Here is an 18,804-nt window from a genome sequence, read left to right on the forward strand (position 1 = left end):
GCTTTGATTGTCAGCGGATGGCGAATGCGCAAAGAAGATGCCGAATGGATTGAACCCGCAGCCACCGGTGGGCAACGCACGTTGTTGGTGATGGCCGGTGGTACGGGTGGACATATTTTCCCCGCGCTAGCTGTGGCTAATGCATTGCGTCTTGAGGGATGGGATGTGGTGTGGTTGGGCGCAACTGGCGCGATGGAAACTCGCGTTGTACCGCAGCAAGGTATCGATTTGGTGACGCTTAAAATTACCGGTGTCCGTGGTAAAGGTTGGTTAAAAAAACTCAGCCAGCCTTGGGTGCAAGCCAAAGCGTTGTTGGTGGCGTTGAATCTGATTTTCCGCCGTCGCCCTGATGTGGCGATTGGTTTTGGTGGATTTACCGGTTTTCCTGGTGGCTTGGCGATGCGTTTGTGCTGGTTGCCGTTAGTGATTCATGAGCAAAACTCAGTGGCGGGTTTAACCAATCGTGTGTTGTCGAAAATTGCCAATCGAGTGTTGTTTGCGTTTCCGTCGGCATTTCCTAATCAGGCCGATTGTGTTGGCAATCCAGTTCGCAGTGAAATCGCCCATGTGGCCGAACCTGCGGCGCGTTTTGCTGGTAGAACTGGGCCTTTAAAGATTTTGGTGGTGGGCGGCAGTTTAGGCGCGCAAGTATTTAATGAACAATTGCCGAAAGCCTTGGCGCTGATTGCACCGGCTGATCGCCCGATGGTGACGCATCAATCGGGTGAAAAGCATTTAGAGACATTGCGCGCGAATTATGCCGCTGCGAATGTAACTGCCGATTGCGTGGCGTTTATTGCCGATATGGCGCAAGCGTATGCCGATGCCGATTTGATTTTGTGCCGTTCTGGCGCGTTGACGGTGGCCGAGCTCGCGTGCGTGGGTGCGGCGAGTATTTTGGTGCCATTTCCGCATGCGGTGGATGACCACCAAACCGGTAATGCACAATTTTTAAGCGAAGCGGGCGCGGGGATTTTATTAGCGCAAAGCGATAGCAGCCCAGAAAAACTGGCGCAATGGATTCAAGAAATGACGCGTGAACGCTGCCTAACGATGGCAACGGCTGCGCGTGCTTTAGCTCAACCTAATGCAACGGCGGCAGTCGTTGCAGTGATTAAAGAATTAGCGCAATGAAACATAAAGTAAAACGCATCCATTTTGTTGGGATTGGTGGTGTCGGCATGAGCGGGATTGCCGAAGTCTTGCTCAATTTAGGCTTTGAAATTAGTGGTTCAGATTTAGGCGTGAGCGCCACAACGCAACGCTTGCTGAATGCCGGCGCCCAAGTTTATCAAGGGCATGCGGCAGAGTTTGTTGCCGATGCCGACGTGGTGGTGATTTCGAGTGCGGTGAAAGACGACAATCCCGAAGTGATTGCCGCGCGCCAGCGCAAGATTCCAGTGGTGCCGCGTGCGATGATGTTGGCTGAATTGATGCGCTTAAAGCAAGGTATTGCCATTGCCGGTACGCACGGCAAAACCACCACCACCAGCTTGAGTGCCAGTGTGCTCGAGGCTGCTGGTTTGGATCCAACTTTTGTGATTGGCGGCAAGCTACACGCCGCAGGTTCGAATGCGCGCTTAGGGCAGGGCGACTTTTTGGTCGCCGAAGCCGATGAAAGCGATGCGTCGTTCTTGCTCCTCACGCCGGTGATTTCGGTGGTGACCAATATCGATGCCGACCATATGGACACATATGGCCATGATTTTGAAAAACTAAAGCAAGCTTTTATCGATTTTCTGCATCATTTGCCGTTTTATGGTCGGGCGATTTTATGTATTGATGATCCGCATGTGCGCTCAATCCTGCCGAAAGTCACTAGCCCAGTAACGACGTATGGGGTGTCAGACGACGCGATGCTGCGTGCAGAAAACATTGTGGCTGATAACGGCATGATGCGTTTTGATGCGGTTTGGCAAAACGGCGAATCACGTCGCTTGGCCGTTACGCTCAATATGCCGGGCATGCACAATGTGCTCAATGCACTAGCTGCGATTGCCATCGGGATTGAAGTGGGCGCTGATGAGGCGTCGATTGTATCGGCACTGGCGCGTTTCCAAGGCGTGGGCCGTCGTTTCCAGCGCTATGGCGAAGTCGCTTTACCGACGGGTGGCACGTTTACCTTGGTCGATGATTACGGTCATCATCCGGTTGAAATGGCGGCTACTTTAGCCGCTGCACGGGGCGCATTTCCCGGGCGCCGCTTGTTATTGGCGTTTCAACCGCACCGCTATACGCGAACCCGTGATTGTTTTGAAGATTTTGTCAAAGTACTCAATACCGTGGATGGCTTATTACTCGCCGAGGTGTATGCCGCCGGTGAAACGCCGATTGTTGCCGCTGATGGCCGCTCTTTAGCCCGTGCAGTGCGTGTGGCCGGCAAGATTGAACCGGTGTTTGTGGCGCAAATGACCGATATGCCAACGGCGATTTTTGCCGCAGTGCAAGCAGGTGACGTGGTGGTGACGATGGGCGCTGGCACGATTGGGAATACACCGAAATTATTATGTGAGATGGTGAAATGAGCGGCGTTGATGTGAAGGCGATGGGTAAGGTCGCGGTCGTTATGGGTGGTGCTTCGAGCGAACGAGAAATTTCTTTGCTCAGCGGTGCAGGTGTATTGGAAGCCTTAGTTCGCCAAGGGGTGGATGCACATCGTTTTGACCCCGCTGAAAAGCCATTGTCAGCGTTGCATGATGAAGGCTTTGAGCGCGCCTTTTTGATTTTGCACGGCGGCTATGGCGAGGATGGCACGATCCAAGGTGCTTTGGAGTTTATGTCGATTCCTTACACTGGCTGTGGCGTGATGGCTTCGGCGATTGGGATGGACAAATGGCGTACCAAGCTGATGTGGCAAGCGGCCGGTTTGCCGATTCCTGATTATGTTTTGCTCGATGCCAACAGTGATTTTGCTGCCGTTGCCAAGCAGTTAGATTTGCCGCTGTATGTAAAACCCGCCAATGGCGGCTCAAGCGTCGGTGTTACGCGTTGTAGCAGCGTTGCGCAAATTGCTCAGGCTTACGCCTTGGCTGCGCAATACGATGCTTTGGTGTTGGCCGAGCGGGCGATTAGTGCCGGTGAGTATTCTTGCGCGGTACTCGACGGTAAGGCTTTGGCCACCGTTAAGATTGAACCGGCGACTGAGTTTTATGACTTTGAAGCGAAATATATCCGTGATGATACGGTGTATCACTGCCCGGGTTTATTGGGCGAGCAAGAGCAAAAAGCGCGTGATTTATGCGAGCAAGCGTATCGAGTGCTCGGTGCTTCAGGTTGGGCGCGAATCGACTTTTTAATGAATGAGCAGGGCGATATGTTTTTGCTTGAGCCCAATACCGCCCCCGGCATGACGACGCACAGTTTATTTCCAATGTGCGCTCGTGAAGCAGGAATTAGCTACGACGCCTTGGTATTGACGATTTTAGGAACAATCTCATAGGTTTTGCGCTTTGTAAGGGTATATCCTTGCAACTATTGTTATAATTTGGCTACGTTTGCATACCCATGCTGGGTGGGTGTTTGAAGCACCCAATTAGGAATCAATCCATATGCCTGAGTGGGCTTTAAATCGACACTTAAAAGTGAGCTGTTATGTGGGATAAGCCACAGCTATTGATGTGGCTTGCTAACTTGCTGACAGCTTTAGCATTGATGTTATTGTTTTATTCGTTATTGTTTTTGGCGGTGCATTCGCCCTTGTTTCCTGTTCGCATGATTAAGGTCGACGGGGATTTAGCGCACGTAACGCGCGAGCAATTACGCTATGTGATTAAAAACGAATTGAAAGGGACGTTTTTTACGCTGGACTTGGATAAAACGCGGCAGAATTTTGAAAAATTACCGTGGGTACGTCAAGTTGAAGTACGTCGTCGCTGGCCAGATCGATTAGAAGTGAATATCGAAGAGCACAAAGCGGTGGCGCGCTGGGGAACGACGGGTTTACTCAATTCACATGGTGAAAAATTCGACGCAGCAACCAGTGATCCTTTACCCATTTTGGAAGGACCTGAAGGTTCTGAAAAGCTGATGGTGAGTGAGTTTAAGGCTTTGCAGACGGTGTTATTGCCTTTACAGCGCACGCCAACGCGCTTGTGGCTATCGGATCGACGGGCGTGGCGTTTTGAATTAGATAAACAATTGATTGTAGAAGTAGGGCGTGATCAAGCGGTGGATAGAGTGAAGCGTTTTGTGAATGCTTATCCCAATTCATTGGCTTTATTGCAGCAGCCATTTGAATATGTTGATTTGCGTTACCCCAATGGCTTTGCGGTGCATTTACCGTCATATACGCCCTTAGAGGCTGGCAAACGAAGTGTATCACCGTCTGTCGTAAAACCTAAGGCCAATAAAGCTTCGGCATGATTTATGCTTTTGGTATTTTAAGTGGTTAAAAAGCAATTAAGTTGGCCGTGGTATTTAAAGTTAAACATTAAGAATTGTAAAAGAGGCTGTCAGTGACTAGGGATGCAAAAAACCTCATCGTTGGGCTAGATATCGGGACTTCAAAAGTGGTCGCGGTAGTGGCTGATGTGAAGGAAGATGGCTCGTTGAATGTGGTGGGCTTAGGTTCCGCAGCATCCAAAGGCTTGAAGCGCGGCGTGGTGGTTGATATTGAAAAAACCGTTGCAGCGATTCAATCGGCATTGGGTGAAGCTGAATTGATGGCCGATTGCAAAATCAGCGAAGTGTATACCGGCATTGCCGGCAGCCACATCAAGAGCCTCAATTCGCACGGCATGGTGGCGATTAAAGATAAAGAAGTTACCCCAGCTGATATTGAACGCGTGATTGAAACGGCGAGCGCAGTCAATATTCCAACCGATCATCAAGTGCTGCACATTTTGTCGCAAGAGTATGTGATTGATGGTCAAGAAGACGTCAAAGAGCCGCTCGGTATGTCGGGTGTGCGCTTGGAAGTGCGGGTGCATATTGTTTCTGGCGCGGTGTCAGCAGTACAAAACATCACCAAGTGCGTGCGCCGCTGTGGGCTAGAGATCGCGGAAGTGGTGTTGCAGCCATTGGCCTCCAGCTACGCCGTTCTGACTGAAGACGAAAAAGATCTTGGCGTGTGTTTGGTGGACATTGGCGGCGGTACTACCGATATCGCGGTATTTATTGGCGGTTCAATTCGCCATACCGCAGTGATTCCAATCGCTGGCGACCAAATTACCAATGACGTCGCAATGGCATTGCGTACGCCAACCGGTGAAGCCGAAAACATCAAAATCCAACACGGTGTGGCATTACGCCATATGACCGATCCGCAAACCATGATCGAAGTACCTGGCGTGGGTGAGCGCGGTGCGCGGCAAATGAGCCGTCATACGCTGGCTGAAGTGATCGAGCCCCGTGTTGAAGAATTGTATAGCTTTGTGCAAGCCGAATTGCGCCGTGTCGGTTTGGAAGATCGATTGTCGAGCGGGATTGTGATTACCGGTGGCGCTTCATTGATGCCGGGTATGACTGATTTGGCTGAAGAAATTTTCCATATGCCGGTGCGCTTAGGTTTGCCGCGTTATGTGGGTGGATTGGCTGAAGTGGTTAAAAATCCACGCTATTCCACTGCGGTTGGCTTGCTGTTATTAGCAAGACAACAAATGCAAAAAGCACCCGGTGCTCGAGGTAAGGAAGGCGGCATGGGTGATGTTTTTAGCAGAATGAAGGCATGGTTTCAAAATAACTTCTGAAATATTCGGGTAAGCAGTAAAATCGGGCAAGAGGAGAGTGAAAATGGCATTATTAATTGAAGTACCAGAGGTTTCACATCACGTGAATATCAAAGTGATTGGCGTTGGTGGCGCAGGCTGCAATGCAATCAACAATATGATCGAGCATGCGATGCAATCGCACGGTGTTGACTTTATTTCCGCCAATACCGATGCTCAAGTTTTGAAGCAATCGCGGGCGGATAATGTGGTTCAGTTGGGCGCTGAACTCACTAAAGGCTTTGGCGCAGGGTGTGATCCTGATATTGGCCGACAAGCTGCTGAAGAAGATCGCGAACGCATTGCAGAATTGATTTCTGGCGCAGATTTATTATTTATCACTGCCGGTATGGGCGGTGGTACCGGCACTGGCGCCGCACCTGTGATCGCGCAAGTAGCGCGTGAAAAAGGCATTTTGACAGTCGGCGTGGTGACTTCACCCGGACAAGACGAAGGCCGTCGCCAAAAAGTGGCACAAGTCGGTATTGATGAATTGTCGCGTTATGTGGATTCATTGATTGTGGTGTCTAACCAAAAACTTGAAGAAGTTTTAGGCGATGATGTCACGGTGGATGAAGCATTCCGTGCGGCTGATGACGTATTACGCAATGCCGTTGGTTCGATTGTTGAAATCATTCAATATCCAGGCTTAATCAACGTTGACTTTGCAGACGTTAAAACCGTGATGCGTGAAATGGGGATGGCGATGATGGGCTCGGCGCATGCCACAGGTCCTGATCGTGCCATTCGTGCCACCGAAGAAGCCATTCGTTGCCCATTGCTCGACAATATTAGCTTTAAAGGCGCACGTGGCGTGTTGGTGAATTTCTCGACCGCACCGGGCAAATTGAAAAAATCAGAAACCCGCCAAGCGCTGGAAATTATCGAATCACACGTTGCCGAAGGCGCGTTGGTGAAGCACGGTGTGGTTTACGATGAAGCGCTAGGTGAAGACGAAATTCGCGTGACTTTAGTGGCAACCGGTTTGGGTGGCAAAGCGATTAGTACGCCATCGTTAACCGTTGTGAGTAGCCAAACGTTGAAAACGGGTACTGACAATCAAGCGTATGAAGATGCTTACGATACGCCTGCAATTTGGCGTAATAATCGCGGTAGCCGTGCAGCAGAAACACCCGCTCGCCCAGCCGCAATGAGCAATATCGATATGGATATTCCGGCATTTTTGCGTCGCCAAGCGGATTAAACCTTGCGAGAAATTTGCGTAATAAATTAAATCAATCAGTATGATTGGAATGATTTAACCAGTCTTTTGCCTAGGACTGGTAAAATCAAGCAATTGATTGTTTAGGCAGAATGGGCATGTTTTTACAAAGAACTTTGGATTCAACGATCCATGCGACTGGCGTTGGTTTGCATTCGGGTGAGAAAGTAAAACTCACTTTGCGACCGGCTGCTGCGGATACTGGCATCGTTTTTAAGCGCTCTGATTTACCCGAGTCAGCGCCTTTCAAAGTCGGCCCCGATTTGGTGAACGACACGCGACTCTCCTCAACGCTAGTGCAAGACGGCGTGCGTGTCGGCACGATTGAGCATTTAATGTCAGCCTTTGCTGGGCTCGGTATCGACAATGTGATTGTCGAAGTTGATGCGCCAGAAATGCCGATTATGGATGGTTCTGCTGCGCCTTTTATTTATTTGATTCAAACGGCAGGGGTGCGCGAGCTCGACGCGCCTAAGCTGTTTGTCAAAGTGTTAAAACCCATCGAAGTTCACGATGGGGATAAGTGGGTTAAATTTGAGCCGCATGATGGCTATAAAGTCTCACTCACGATCGATTTCAAACATCCTGCCTTTAAAAAATCAGCACAAACGATCACGCTGGATTTTGCTGATTCAAATTACATCAGCGAAATCGCCCGCGCGCGCACCTTTGGTTTTATTCATGAAGTGGAATACTTACGCATGAACGGCTTGGCTCGCGGCGGCAATATGGATAATGCCGTGGTGATTGATGAGTTTCGGGTGCTGAATGAAGGCGGTTTGCGGTTTGAAGATGAATTCGTTCGGCATAAAGTCCTCGATGCGATTGGCGACTTATATATCCTCGGCCACCCTTTGATAGCGGCGTTTTCTGGCTATAAATCGGGGCACGCCATGAATAATAAATTACTGCGCGAGCTACTTTCAGATCCGAGTAATTATGAAATGGTGAGTTTTGATCGGCTTAAAGACGTGCCTTCGTCATTTCATGACCTCCCTCCGCTTGGGATTTAATGCCCTTTGATTGATGCGTGTTTTATTGCAAGGACATGATGGTTTATGCCGCGCTTTTATATTGATTTGCCACTTTCAATTGGGCAAAGTTTTGACTTACCCGAGTCGGTGGCGCGGCATGTGCAAGTTTTGCGTTTGCAGCCGAGTGAAGAAATTATTTTATTTAATGGCCAAGGTGGTGAATTTACTGCGCAAATTGCGGCCATGGGTAAAAAAACCGTTAGTGTCGATGTGTTGTCTTTTGCCGATGTAGATCGTGAATCGCCGCTGAGAATCACCTTGGTGCAGGCGATTTCTGCCGCTGATCGCATGGATTACACCGTGCAAAAAGCTGCAGAGCTGGGTGTTGCGGTGTTGCAGCCGGTAATTTCGCAATATTGCCAGCAGCGCTATTCAGGCGAGCGCGCCGAAAAACGGCTCGCGCATTGGCAAGCGATTGCCGCCAGCGCGGCCGAGCAATGTGGCCGAACGCGCTTATTAGAAATCCGGCCTATCCTCACGCTGGCGCAATTTTTAGCCCAGCCAAACTCTGACGAAGTAAAATTATTGCTCTGCCCAACCGGCGCTGTGGCATGGGCTAGCTTGCCAGAAAAAGTCGCAAGCGTTTGCGTGTTGATTGGCCCTGAAGGGGGGTATTCCTCTGAAGAAGACAGTCAAGCTATTGCAGCGGGCTATACATCTGTTTTGTTAGGGCCAAGAATTTTACGCACCGAAAGCGTTGCGCCGGTGATTGCTGGTTTATTGCAATCACGCTATGGGGATTTTTAAAGCGCCTAGCGGTTTAAATGCATCCATTGCGACCAATTTTAGATGATGAGCCTACGCCAGCGTAGGCTTTTTATTTGCGGTAAATGATGTGAATGTTGCGCTGCTGTCCTGAGCGTGACGTGACTCCGTTATAATCTGACTTTATGCCTTTTCTCTATCTGAGCTCATGAATAGCAAACAGCTGTATTTCCGAATTCTTGCCTACTTTCGCCCGTACCGTGGCATTGCAGTGATGGCGATTTTGGCCATGGTGGTGGCCGGTGGTGTCGATGCCGCGATGGTCAAAATGCTCGGCGTGATTATTGATAGCTTTAAGCAAAATCACGCGGCAGCACAGGCGGCTTGGTTGATGCCGCTGGCTTTGTTTGGTTTGGGCTTGGTGCGCTTAGTGTCGAGTTTTGCTTACGAATATGGCAGCGCTTGGCTGTCGTCACGCGTGATGCATGATTTACGCCAGCAAGTGTTTGAACGCATGATGGCGATGCCGATTCGTTTTTTTGATCAATCGTCAGTCGGGGTTTTATTGTCGCGAGTGACGTTTGATATTAACCAGATCATGGATGCAGGCCTGAATGTGCTTACCGTGTTGGTCAAAGACTCGGTGATGGCGATTGCTTTGCTCGGCATTATGCTGTGGACTGATTGGCAGCTGACCTTGTTTTGCTTGATTATGCTGCCCGGTGCCGCAGTATCAATTCGGATTGTGAGCAAACGCCAACGCAAATTATCGCAACAAACGCAAGACACCATGGGCGAAATGAGCCAAATCTTGGATGAAAGCTTAGGCGGGCAGCGGATTATTAAGATTTTTGGTGGTGCCAACTATGAGGCGAAACGTTTTGGCGCGGCCAATCAAAATGTGCGGCGTTTAGCGGTAAAGCGGGCAGCAACGGCAAGTTTGAATTCGGGCTTTACGGTGTTTTTAATCGCGGTCACGATTGCAGCGATTATTTATTTTGCCGGTTTACGCGCAGCCGATGGCGCGATGACTGCGGGCTCATTTGTATCATTTATGAGCGCCATGATGCTGTTGCAACAACCGATTAAAAATCTATCTAAGCTGAGCGATTCATTGCATCGCGGTTTGGCTGCTGCTGACTCGGTGTTTGGTATTTTGGATCAGCCATTAGAGCCAGATCATGGCACATTGGCGCCGCAGCGCGTGAAAGGGCACATCACGATTAGCCAACTTGAGTTTGCCTATCAAGTGGATGGCGTGAAAGCGTTAGCGGGGATTGATTTAGACATCAAACCGGGTGAAAGTGTGGCTTTGGTCGGCCAGTCAGGCAGTGGCAAAACCACCTTGGCCAATTTGATCCCGCGATTTTATGAGCCTAGCGCCGGTGAAATTCGTCTTGATGGCGAGTTGCTGGCGGATTATCGTTTGGCCAATTTACGTTCACAAATCGCTTTAGTGTCGCAAGACATGGTGTTATTTAATGACAGCGTCGCCGCCAATATTGCCTATGGTGTGGATGAAATCGATATGGCGCGGGTGCGCGCGGCGGCCGATGCGGCATTTGCCACTGAATTTATTGAACAAATGCCACAAGGCTTTGCGGAAATGCTCGGTGAAAATGGCGTGCGTTTATCGGGCGGCCAGCGACAACGTTTAGCGATTGCGCGAGCGATTTATAAAGACGCCCCGATCTTGATTTTGGATGAAGCGACCAGTGCGCTTGATACCGAGTCAGAACGCAAAGTGCAAGAAGCATTAGAAAACCTGATGGTGGGTCGTACCACCTTGGTGATTGCACATCGCTTATCCACCATCGAAAAAGCCGACCGCATTGTGGTGATGCAGCAAGGCAAAATCATTGAAAGTGGTACGCATCATGCGCTCATTGAGCGTGATGGCGTGTATACGCAAATGCATGCGGTACAGTTTTCACTGGCGGAAAACACCGTGGCTACGTGCTAATACTCATCAGCACGACATTGCCGTGCTGATTGTTTATTGAGTCAGCGACTTTAAGCCAATTTTGGCTTCAATATGCGTGCTTTTGAGTGTTTCTTCGAGTTTTTGCCAGTTTTCTGCTTGTTTAGAGCGATCGTTTTCACGGTGCCAAAGATGCAGCACCGGCACCGCAAAACGGCCGTCTTTGAGTAAAATCCCCGCTCGAATTAAGCGCACTGCGAAGTCAGAGTCTTCATGTCCCCAACCAGAAAATGACTCATCAAAACCATTGATACGAATGAAATCTTGTTTCCAAACCCCAATATTACAGCCCTTTAACACTGTCCAGCGTTGAGCGCGTTTTTTTCGGCTTTGAGTGAGCGCAAGGCGCAGCCACGGTAGGGCACGATTGGCTTTGCCACTGAGCTTGGCCCATAGCCACGCGATGGCAGACCACTGAGCAGGATTTCCTCCTGCTTGGCATAATTGCGCGGTGTATTTTGGGCTCAGCAGTACACGATTGCCTGCGACAAACCAACCGGGTTCAGCCAAGCGCAGAGTTTGAACTGCAAAATCGGGAAATGGAATGCAATCGCCATCAAGGAAAACCAGATACTCGCCTTGGGCCTTGAGTGCACTTAAATTACGAATCGCGGCTAAGCGAAAGCCTGTATCTTCATGCCAAACATGTTGGAGTGTGCAGGGAAATTGATTTTGCCACTGCGCAATCAATTGCTGTGTTGTGGCAGTTGAGCCGTCATCTGCAATAATGACTTCCCAGTCTTTAGCATTTATCCCCATTTGCTGCGCTAGCCCTTGCAATACGGCATTAAGTGCATCGGGTCGATTGTAAGTTGAGACAATAATAGACAGCTTCATTTGGATCCAAGATACATCAATTTAAGATAGCGATAATATGTGCCTTCGGCATTGGATACCGCCAAAATAAAACCTTCCCGGCCATCTAAAAAACCGCGTTGTAAGACGTAAGTGCGGATGAACGCCCATAAGCCCTTATAAATCGCTTTGCCTAGGCCGGATCGCTCGCCACGCAGAAAACGTTGCTCAGCGCCAGCGCTGGAGTAGCGATTGACTTTGTCGAGAACGTCATCCAAGCGATCAAATGAGTAATGTAAAAGCTGCCCAGCTAACAGCGGCGCTGGGCCTGAAAAATTGAGTTTTTCATGTACTAAAGATTCGGAATAAGCCGCTTGTCCACGCTGAAATAAGCGTGGCAAATGATCGGGATTCCAGCCGGAGTGATAAATCCAGCGGCCGCAGTAATTGGATAGACGACTGATTTGATACACGCTGGCCGCTGGTGCTTTGATCGCGGCTTGAATGCTTTGCATCAGCTCGGCATCGAGCACTTCATCGGCATCCAGCGCTAAAATCCAATCGGTATCGAGTAGGGCGATTGCGCGATTTTTTTGGATGCCAAAGCCGGGCCAATCGGTGGTTTGCTCGATCTGCGCGCCGTAGGTTTGTGCGATGCTTAAAGTTTGATCGGTACTGCCCGAATCTAAAACAACGATTTTATCGCACCAAGTGACAGCATTAAGACAGTCTGCAAGATGGGCTTGGGCATTTTTAGTAATGATGGCAACGCCAATAGTCGGCATGGGTTTCGTTTTTACTTGAGTCAGGCTGCTATAATCGCTCTTCTCGCGACGTCAGGCAAGTCGCCTAGGTTTTGGAGCATAGGTTTTTATGAAAGTTAGTGGATTCACCTTCTTACGTAATGGCACGATGCTTGGCTATCCGTATTTAGAAAGTTTACGTAGTTTGCTGCAAGTTTGCGATGAGGTTGTCGTCGCGATAGGGAAAAGTGAAGATGATACGTTGGCGCAAGTTCGTTCACTGAACGATCCTCGAATTCGCATTATTGAAACAATGTGGAACGAAGGAATGGCGCAGCGCGGTTTTGTGTATGCCCAGCAAAAAATGATTGCCCAATTTAATTGCACTGGCGACTGGGCGTTTTATCTAGAGGGCGACGAAGTCATCCATGAAGACGATGCGCCTAAAATTCGCGCCGTTTTAGCGCAGTATTTAAATCAACCCGAGGTCGAAGGGATTGCTTTTGATTACCACCATTTTTATGGCGCCCCCCATTTAGTAGCCCAAAGCCCCGCTTGGTATCGACAAGAATTACGCATTATTCGCAATACGATTCGCTCTTTTGCGCCTGATGGTTTGTTTTGGGTGGTGATGGATAAGAATAAAAAAGGTCGGTATCCCAAGGCCGCGTTAGCGCATTGTCCGATTTATCATTATGGTCACGTTCGCTCTAGCGAAAAAATGCAAGAGAAGCATCGGCAAGTGGCCAAATATTGGAGCCACGCGCCGTTACCGCATGATTATTCGCAAGTGGATGCCAATATTTTGCAACCGTTTCAAGGCACTCATCCGCAAGTTGTGCAGCCTTGGCTAGCGGCCATGGCCGAAACGCAGTTTATGGCTGACCCGAATTATCGATTAACTAAGCGCGAACGACGTCATCGCATTTTGGCGAAAATCGAGTCTTTATTGGGCGTTGAGCTAACGAAAAAACATTTTATCAAGGTCATTTAGCAATGTTGTGGACGAATCAAAAAGCAGTATTCGTGGTGTTATTGTTCTCGGCTTTGCTCGGGTTGGCGCTGCCAAGCAGCACTGCGCTGACCAATATCATGGTGCCGTTATGTGGCTTGTTGGGTTTGTATTGGGCGCGGGGTCAAGTCGTCGATTTCTTTCGCACGAACCCATTCGCGCTCTTGCCCTTGCTGTTGTGGCTGGCACTGGCCTTTGGGGCTGTATTTTCACCTGCGCCTGAGGCGTGGGCTTATTTTGCTAAGTATAAAAAATTACTGTTTATTCCCTTGCTGGCGCTGTTTTTTTTAAAAGGCCCAGAGAAAACGATACAGTTCGCGATTGGCGGCTTTTTATTGGGTAATTTGGGTATTTTGCTGTTATCGACCTTGGTTTGGTCAACGGGTCAACAAGTCTGGTTTGGCACTGCTTTGCGTGCAGCGTCGGCGATTTCTAAAAATGCCATCGCGCAAACGTTCTTAATGGCTTTTGCTGGGATTGTGTGGCTGGCAATCGCAATTCGTTATCGGCAATGGGCGGCTTATTTATTGGCCGTCGCCTGTTTTGCTGGGGTGTATTTAATGTCTCCGCAGCGCACCGGGCATTTGGCGGGTGGTTTGTTATTACTCAGTTTTGGTTGGATGTATTTGCAAAACCGCTGGCGTTATTGGTTTCTGGCGGTGATGAGTTTGGCGGTACTCGCGATTGCTTTAAGTAATAATCCGGTGCAACAGCGCATGCAATTGGGTGTGAATGAAGTTGTCGCTTGCCAAACGGCATTAAATACCCCACAGCAAGATCAGGCGTGTTTAACGTCAATGGGAATACGTAGTATTTTTTATCTCACGGCGCTAAAGCAAATTGCTGAATACCCTTTGCTGGGTAAAGGCACTGGGGCGATTAAGACGCAAATTGGCCCGCTGGAGATGAGTAATCCGCACAATGAATATTTGTTGCAAGGCATGCAGCTGGGCTTGCTTGGCGTGGCTTTGTATCTGGCTTTACTAGCGAGTGCGCTCAAAATGGCGCTGGGTCTGCCTCGTGTCTGGGCAGCCGTTGCGGTTGGCGTTACCGCTTCTTATGGGGCGTGTAGTTTATTTAATTCCTTGCTGATGGATGTGTCAGAGGGAAATACATTCACGGTGTTTTTTGCGCTGTTGCTGGCTGCGTCAGCGTTAATTAAGTCAAAAAAAGAGTTGCGTCATGACTGATTCGGTGGGCATTGTTACCCCCAAAAAATGGGTATTTGAGGAACCGATCACGCTGTCATCCGGCGCCGTATTACCGCGCTATGAGTTGATGGTGGAAACCTATGGTGAGCTTAATGCCGATAAATCGAATGCGATTTTGATTTGTCACGCTTTGTCGGGCCATCATCATGTGGCGGGTTACCACACGGCGGAGGATAAAGCGCCGGGTTGGTGGGACAGTATGATTGGGCCAGGTAAGCCGATTGATACCCAGCGCTTTTTTGTCATTGGCGTGAATAATCTGGGGGGGTGTCACGGCTCAACCGGGCCTTCGAGTATTAATCTGGCTACGGGTGAGCCGTATGGTTCGGCTTTTCCGGTGGTTTTGGTGCGTGATTGGGTTGAGACGCAAGCGCGCTTGGCCGATCGTTTAGGGATTCAACAATTTGCGGCGGTTATTGGTGGCAGTTTGGGGGGTATGCAGGCGCTACGTTGGTCAATCACCTATCCTGAGCGTATACGTCATGCTTTAGTGATTGCCTCCGCGCCGAAGCTCACCACCCAAAACATTGCGTTTAATGATGTGGCCCGCCAAGCGATATTGACTGATCCTGAATTTCATGGCGGCGACTTTTACCAGCATGGCGTCGTACCTCGGCGCGGACTGCGCTTAGCGCGCATGCTTGGGCATATTACTTATTTGTCTGACGATGGCATGGACGAGAAATTTGGCCGCTTACTGCGTACTGGTGAATACCAATATGGCTTTGACGTTGAATTCGAAATCGAATCGTATTTACGTTATCAAGGCGATAAATTTGCCAATGTGTTTGATGCCAATACCTATTTATTAATGACCAAAGCATTGGATTATTTTGATCCGGCACGGCATTACGGCGGCAGTTTGGCAGAGGCGATGCGGCAGGCAAAAGCCAAGTTTTTGGTGGTGTCATTCACCACCGATTGGCGTTTTGCCCCAGCGCGCTCGCGCGAAATTGTAAAAGCTTTGCTCGACGCCGATCGAACCGTCTCATACGCCGAGATTGAATCGCAGCACGGGCACGATGCCTTTTTAATGCAAGATGCGCCGTATATGAATGTGATGCGCGCCTATTTAAACAATGTGGCGAAGGAGCTGGTGTAATGGCTGAACTCATAAATCTTCGTCCTGACTTAGAGCATATTGCTCAGTTGATTAAGCCAGCATCTCGGGTGTTGGATTTGGGCTGCGCTGATGGTGAGTTATTGGCTTGGCTGCAAGCGAATAAACAAGTGCGCGGTATTGGCGTTGATGTCGATGTGAATTCGATTGTGCATTGCGTTGAAAAAAATCTGAACGTGATTCAAGCCGATATGGAAAGCGGTTTGCAGCATTTTGAAGACGGCAGTTTTGACTTTGTGGTGTTGTCGCTGACGATTCAATCGATGCATAACGTTGAGCTGATCTTGCAAGAAATGCTGCGCGTTGGCCGTTGCGGGATTGTGACCTTTCCAAATTTTGGCTATTGGGAAAACCGCTGGCAAATCCTTAAAGGGCAAATGCCAGTCTCGGAAACCATTCCTTATGAATGGTATAACACGCCGAATATTCATTTTTGTACCGTGAATGACTTTAGCCAGTTGCTAGAAAAACTGGGCATGCAAGTGGATGGCCAAGTAGTGTTGCATCAAGGTGAACCGGTCAATTTTCTGCCTAATTTATTGGGTAGTTTGGCGCTGGTGCAGTTTAGCCAAACCAAACGTCAACAGACCCTAGGGTAATACTTGATAGGTGTATTGCCCCGTGTCATCGATAATCATTCCCTCTTAGGTCTATACCTCAAAGGCAAAACATGAAAACGATACGCTTTGGCATCATTGGTAGCGGCAGTATCGCGCAACGTTTTGTCTCTGGTTTAGCCCATGTCCCGCAGGCTGAAGCGGTGGCGGTATTTAACCGTACCACCAGCAAAGCCAAGCAGTTTGCTGCCGCCAATCAAATACCCCAAGTTTATGCCACGCTGGATGAACTACTCGCGAGTGACATCGACGCGGTGTATATCGCCACGCCACATCCTAGTCATGCTCAATTGAGCATCGCCGCCTTGCAAGCCGGTAGGGCGGTGCTGTGCGAAAAACCAGCGGCAGTGACGCTGGCTCAATTGGACGACGTAATCAAAGCGGCCCACACGGCGCAGCGCCTTTATATGGAGGCGATGAAACCAGCTTTTTTTCCTTTATATCAACAGATTCGTGAACGCATCACCAGCGGAGCTATTGGTGAGGTCAAGTTTATTCGTGCCGGTTTTTCGAATCCGACGATTCCTGCTGGCCACGCGGTGCTCGATCCAGCGCAAGCGGGCGGTGGTTTACTCGATATTGGCATTTACGCCGCGTTTTTGGCGGTGGATTGGCTGGGCGCGACGAGCGATGTGCAAACCTTAGGTCGAATTGGCGCCACTGGCGTGGACACCTTTGCCAGTTGGCAGAGCCAGCATCAGCATGGCATTAGCCAGCTGTATTGCGGGCTGGATGTGGCAGGCAGTGGCGAAGCGCTAATTTCTGGCACGATGGGCTATGTGTTGCTGCACGACAAATGGTGGAATCCCGTCCGAGCAACCTTGGTCACGGCGACTGGCGAACGTGAAGAATTGGCGATGCCCCCCGTCGGCTCTGGCCTAAATTACGAAACCGCGCATTTTTGCGATCTGCTGCGTAATGGGCAATTAGAGAGCCCCATTTTGCCGCATGCAAAAACTCGCGCCGCATTACAAATGACACTGCAGTCACGGCAAGCTGTGCTGGTCATTCCAATAAACGCATAGAGAGATATATATGAGCAAAGAGTATTTACTTGATGAAAGCCGTATGAAGAAAGTCGCTACTGGTCATGGCCTGTGTGTGGTCAGTGATGAAGTGACGATTGAAGGCTATCCGGTTGGGTTGATGTATCGAGAAAAGCCCAGCAAAGCCGGCGATAGTGGCTGGCGATTTTTTTCTGGCTGTGAAGAAAATGCTTTTTTGAATAATCCAAAAAATCACAGTGAATTGGATGTCAATGTCATCGCCAATTACGACGGCAGCGTGATTGCCTTGCTCGATTCGCCGATTGGCAGCGTGTTTGAAAAAGGCCCAGATGCTGAGGCTTTTGTCGCGGTGACCGATTGGTCGCCGTTGGATTAATTTTGATCAAAACTCATTCACCACAGAGGCATTAAGACTCAGAGTAAAAGCAATTTTATGCTTGGTATTGCTCTGCGCCTTGCTGCCTCTGTGGTGCAATTTTTTTCCTCGTTTGAGGATAAGAGGGCCCTATGCTTCGGATCTCCAGCCAGTTTGACTCAGGTTCTATCGATGTGATCGATACCAGCGATGCCGCGAATATTCGCCTGCAATTGCGTCCCGATAATGCCTCAGATTTTGCGCAGTGGTTTCACTTTCGCTTAACCGGCGCGCGGGATCAGGATTGTACTTTGCGTATTGAAAACGCCGGGCAAAGCGCTTATCCCGATGGTTGGCCAGATTATCAGGCGGTGGCCAGTTACGATCGCGAGAATTGGTTTCGCGTTGATACCGAATACGATGGGCAAACTTTGAGCATTCAACATACGCCGATGACCGATGCGGTGTGGTTTGCTTATTTTGAGCCGTATTCTTGGGAGCGCCATCAAGCCTTGATTGGCAGTGCTTTAAGCTATGCGCCGTGGGTTGATCTAATACCCCTTGGGGTAACGCCTGACGGCCATGATTTAGACATGCTACGCGTTGGCATACCCCTCGGGCATAAGAAAAACATCTGGATTACTGCGCGTCAGCATCCGGGCGAATCAATGGCTGAATGGTTTGTTGAGGGCATGCTAGAAACCTTGCTCGACCCAGAAAATGCCGTCGCTCGCCGCTTGCTCGAGCATTGCGTGTTTTATATCGTACCGAATATGAACCCCGATGGCAGTGTGCGCGGCAATTTACGCACCAATGCCATGGGAGCGAATTTGAATCGCGAATGGGGTACGCCGAGCTTGGCGCGCAGCCCTGAAGTCTTTTGGGTGCGGGAGAAAATGCAAGAAATCGGCGTCGATGCGTTTTTAGATATTCATGGTGATGAAGCCATTCCACATAATTTTGTTGCTGGTTGTGAAGACAATCCGTCGTTTTCTAGCAAACAACGCGATTTGCAAGCCACGTTCAAAGCCGCATGGTTGGCGGCGAGCCCAGATTTTCAAACTGAATTTGGCTATACCGACAGCCATTTTGGTCCAGAAACCTTAACGTTGGGTACCAATTGGGTGGGGCACACCTTTGATTGCTTGGCGTATACGGTGGAAATGCCGTTTAAAGATACCGCCAGCCATCCTCTGCCCGAAGTTGGCTGGAATGGCGAGCGATCCAAGCAGTTTGGCGCGAGCGTATTAACGGCCTTGTTAGCGGTGGCACACCAGTTGAAATAAGCTGTTTGCGG

18 protein-coding genes are annotated in these 18,804 nt (G+C 49.6%); 16 read left to right on the top strand and 2 right to left on the bottom strand.

The features are described 5' to 3' along the window. Positions 1-24: 24 nt before the first annotated feature. The 9 genes from murG (at position 25) to msbA (ending at position 10,629) form a co-directional block, all read left to right on the top strand. Entirely contained in the window at positions 25-1,134 is a 1,110-nt protein-coding gene (gene murG, locus LG219_RS11155) for an undecaprenyldiphospho-muramoylpentapeptide beta-N-acetylglucosaminyltransferase (protein WP_226764681.1), read from the top strand. Then, positions 1,131-2,525 (top strand): UDP-N-acetylmuramate--L-alanine ligase, encoded by a 1,395-nt coding sequence (gene murC, locus LG219_RS11160; protein ID WP_226764570.1) that lies wholly within the window; start codon positions 1,131-1,133, stop codon positions 2,523-2,525. Before murG ends, murC begins: the two co-directional genes overlap by 4 nt. Next, the gene (locus LG219_RS11165) at positions 2,522-3,439 is read left to right on the top strand and encodes a D-alanine--D-alanine ligase (RefSeq protein ID WP_226764571.1); all 918 of its coding nucleotides are present in this window, start codon (positions 2,522-2,524) and stop codon (positions 3,437-3,439) included. The genes murC and LG219_RS11165 overlap by 4 nt, the downstream gene beginning before the upstream one ends. A 152-nt stretch (positions 3,440-3,591) precedes the next feature. Further along, complete coding sequence (locus LG219_RS11170; RefSeq protein WP_226764572.1) at positions 3,592-4,362, top strand: cell division protein FtsQ/DivIB; 771 nt, start codon at positions 3,592-3,594, stop codon at positions 4,360-4,362. A 92-nt stretch (positions 4,363-4,454) separates the two neighbouring features. Further along, entirely contained in the window at positions 4,455-5,687 is a 1,233-nt protein-coding gene (gene ftsA, locus LG219_RS11175; RefSeq protein ID WP_217390289.1) for a cell division protein FtsA, read from the top strand. Positions 5,688-5,730: 43 nt separating this feature from the next. Further along, a complete protein-coding gene (ftsZ, locus tag LG219_RS11180; protein ID WP_226764573.1) occupies positions 5,731-6,909 on the top strand; it encodes a cell division protein FtsZ in 1,179 nt (392 codons plus the stop codon). Positions 6,910-7,025: 116 nt separating this feature from the next. Next, positions 7,026-7,940: a UDP-3-O-acyl-N-acetylglucosamine deacetylase gene (gene lpxC / locus LG219_RS11185; RefSeq protein WP_226764574.1), complete on the top strand. Its 915-nt coding sequence runs from the start codon at positions 7,026-7,028 to the stop codon at positions 7,938-7,940. A gap of 45 nt (positions 7,941-7,985) precedes the next feature. Continuing rightward, positions 7,986-8,708, top strand: a complete 723-nt coding sequence (locus LG219_RS11190) for a 16S rRNA (uracil(1498)-N(3))-methyltransferase (RefSeq protein WP_226764575.1) — start codon at positions 7,986-7,988, stop codon at positions 8,706-8,708. Between the two features lie 166 nt (positions 8,709-8,874). Then, a complete protein-coding gene (gene msbA / locus LG219_RS11195; protein WP_226764576.1) occupies positions 8,875-10,629 on the top strand; it encodes a lipid A export permease/ATP-binding protein MsbA in 1,755 nt (584 codons plus the stop codon). Between the two features lie 33 nt (positions 10,630-10,662). On the opposite strand, the gene LG219_RS11200 is transcribed toward msbA, so the two are convergent. Both LG219_RS11200 and LG219_RS11205 read right to left on the bottom strand, forming a co-directional pair. Then, positions 10,663-11,484: a glycosyltransferase family 2 protein gene (locus LG219_RS11200; RefSeq protein ID WP_226764577.1), complete on the bottom strand. Its 822-nt coding sequence runs from the start codon at positions 11,482-11,484 to the stop codon at positions 10,663-10,665. Beyond that, positions 11,481-12,227: a glycosyltransferase family 2 protein gene (locus LG219_RS11205; protein ID WP_226764578.1), complete on the bottom strand. Its 747-nt coding sequence runs from the start codon at positions 12,225-12,227 to the stop codon at positions 11,481-11,483. Before LG219_RS11205 ends, LG219_RS11200 begins: the two co-directional genes overlap by 4 nt. Before the next feature lie 88 nt (positions 12,228-12,315). Between LG219_RS11205 and LG219_RS11210 the strand changes: the two genes are divergently transcribed. The 7 genes from LG219_RS11210 to LG219_RS11240 all read left to right on the top strand — a co-directional run bounded on the left by LG219_RS11210 (position 12,316) and on the right by LG219_RS11240 (position 18,793). Continuing rightward, positions 12,316-13,179 carry a glycosyltransferase gene (locus tag LG219_RS11210; protein WP_226764579.1) on the top strand — a complete coding sequence of 288 codons (864 nt, stop codon included), beginning with the start codon at positions 12,316-12,318 and terminating at the stop codon, positions 13,177-13,179. Positions 13,180-13,181: 2 nt separating this feature from the next. Continuing rightward, complete coding sequence (locus LG219_RS11215) at positions 13,182-14,387, top strand: O-antigen ligase family protein (protein WP_226764580.1); 1,206 nt, start codon at positions 13,182-13,184, stop codon at positions 14,385-14,387. After that, positions 14,380-15,510 carry a homoserine O-succinyltransferase MetX gene (gene metX, locus LG219_RS11220; protein ID WP_226764581.1) on the top strand — a complete coding sequence of 377 codons (1,131 nt, stop codon included), beginning with the start codon at positions 14,380-14,382 and terminating at the stop codon, positions 15,508-15,510. The genes LG219_RS11215 and metX overlap by 8 nt, the downstream gene beginning before the upstream one ends. Continuing rightward, positions 15,510-16,127 (top strand): methionine biosynthesis protein MetW, encoded by a 618-nt coding sequence (gene metW, locus LG219_RS11225; RefSeq protein ID WP_226764582.1) that lies wholly within the window; start codon positions 15,510-15,512, stop codon positions 16,125-16,127. Before metX ends, metW begins: the two co-directional genes overlap by 1 nt. Before the next feature lie 71 nt (positions 16,128-16,198). Continuing rightward, positions 16,199-17,170 carry a Gfo/Idh/MocA family protein gene (locus LG219_RS11230; protein WP_226764583.1) on the top strand — a complete coding sequence of 324 codons (972 nt, stop codon included), beginning with the start codon at positions 16,199-16,201 and terminating at the stop codon, positions 17,168-17,170. A 10-nt stretch (positions 17,171-17,180) separates the two neighbouring features. Continuing rightward, a complete protein-coding gene (locus LG219_RS11235) occupies positions 17,181-17,528 on the top strand; it encodes a DUF2185 domain-containing protein (RefSeq protein ID WP_226764584.1) in 348 nt (115 codons plus the stop codon). Positions 17,529-17,659: 131 nt separating this feature from the next. Then, on the top strand, positions 17,660-18,793 hold the full coding sequence (locus LG219_RS11240) for a M14 family metallopeptidase (RefSeq protein ID WP_226764585.1): 1,134 nt from the start codon (positions 17,660-17,662) through the stop codon (positions 18,791-18,793). Positions 18,794-18,804: the final 11 nt, after the last annotated feature.

It is taken from the genome of Deefgea salmonis (genome assembly GCF_020531905.1).
In the GTDB taxonomy this organism is placed as follows: Bacteria; Pseudomonadota; Gammaproteobacteria; order Burkholderiales; family Chitinibacteraceae; genus Deefgea; species Deefgea salmonis.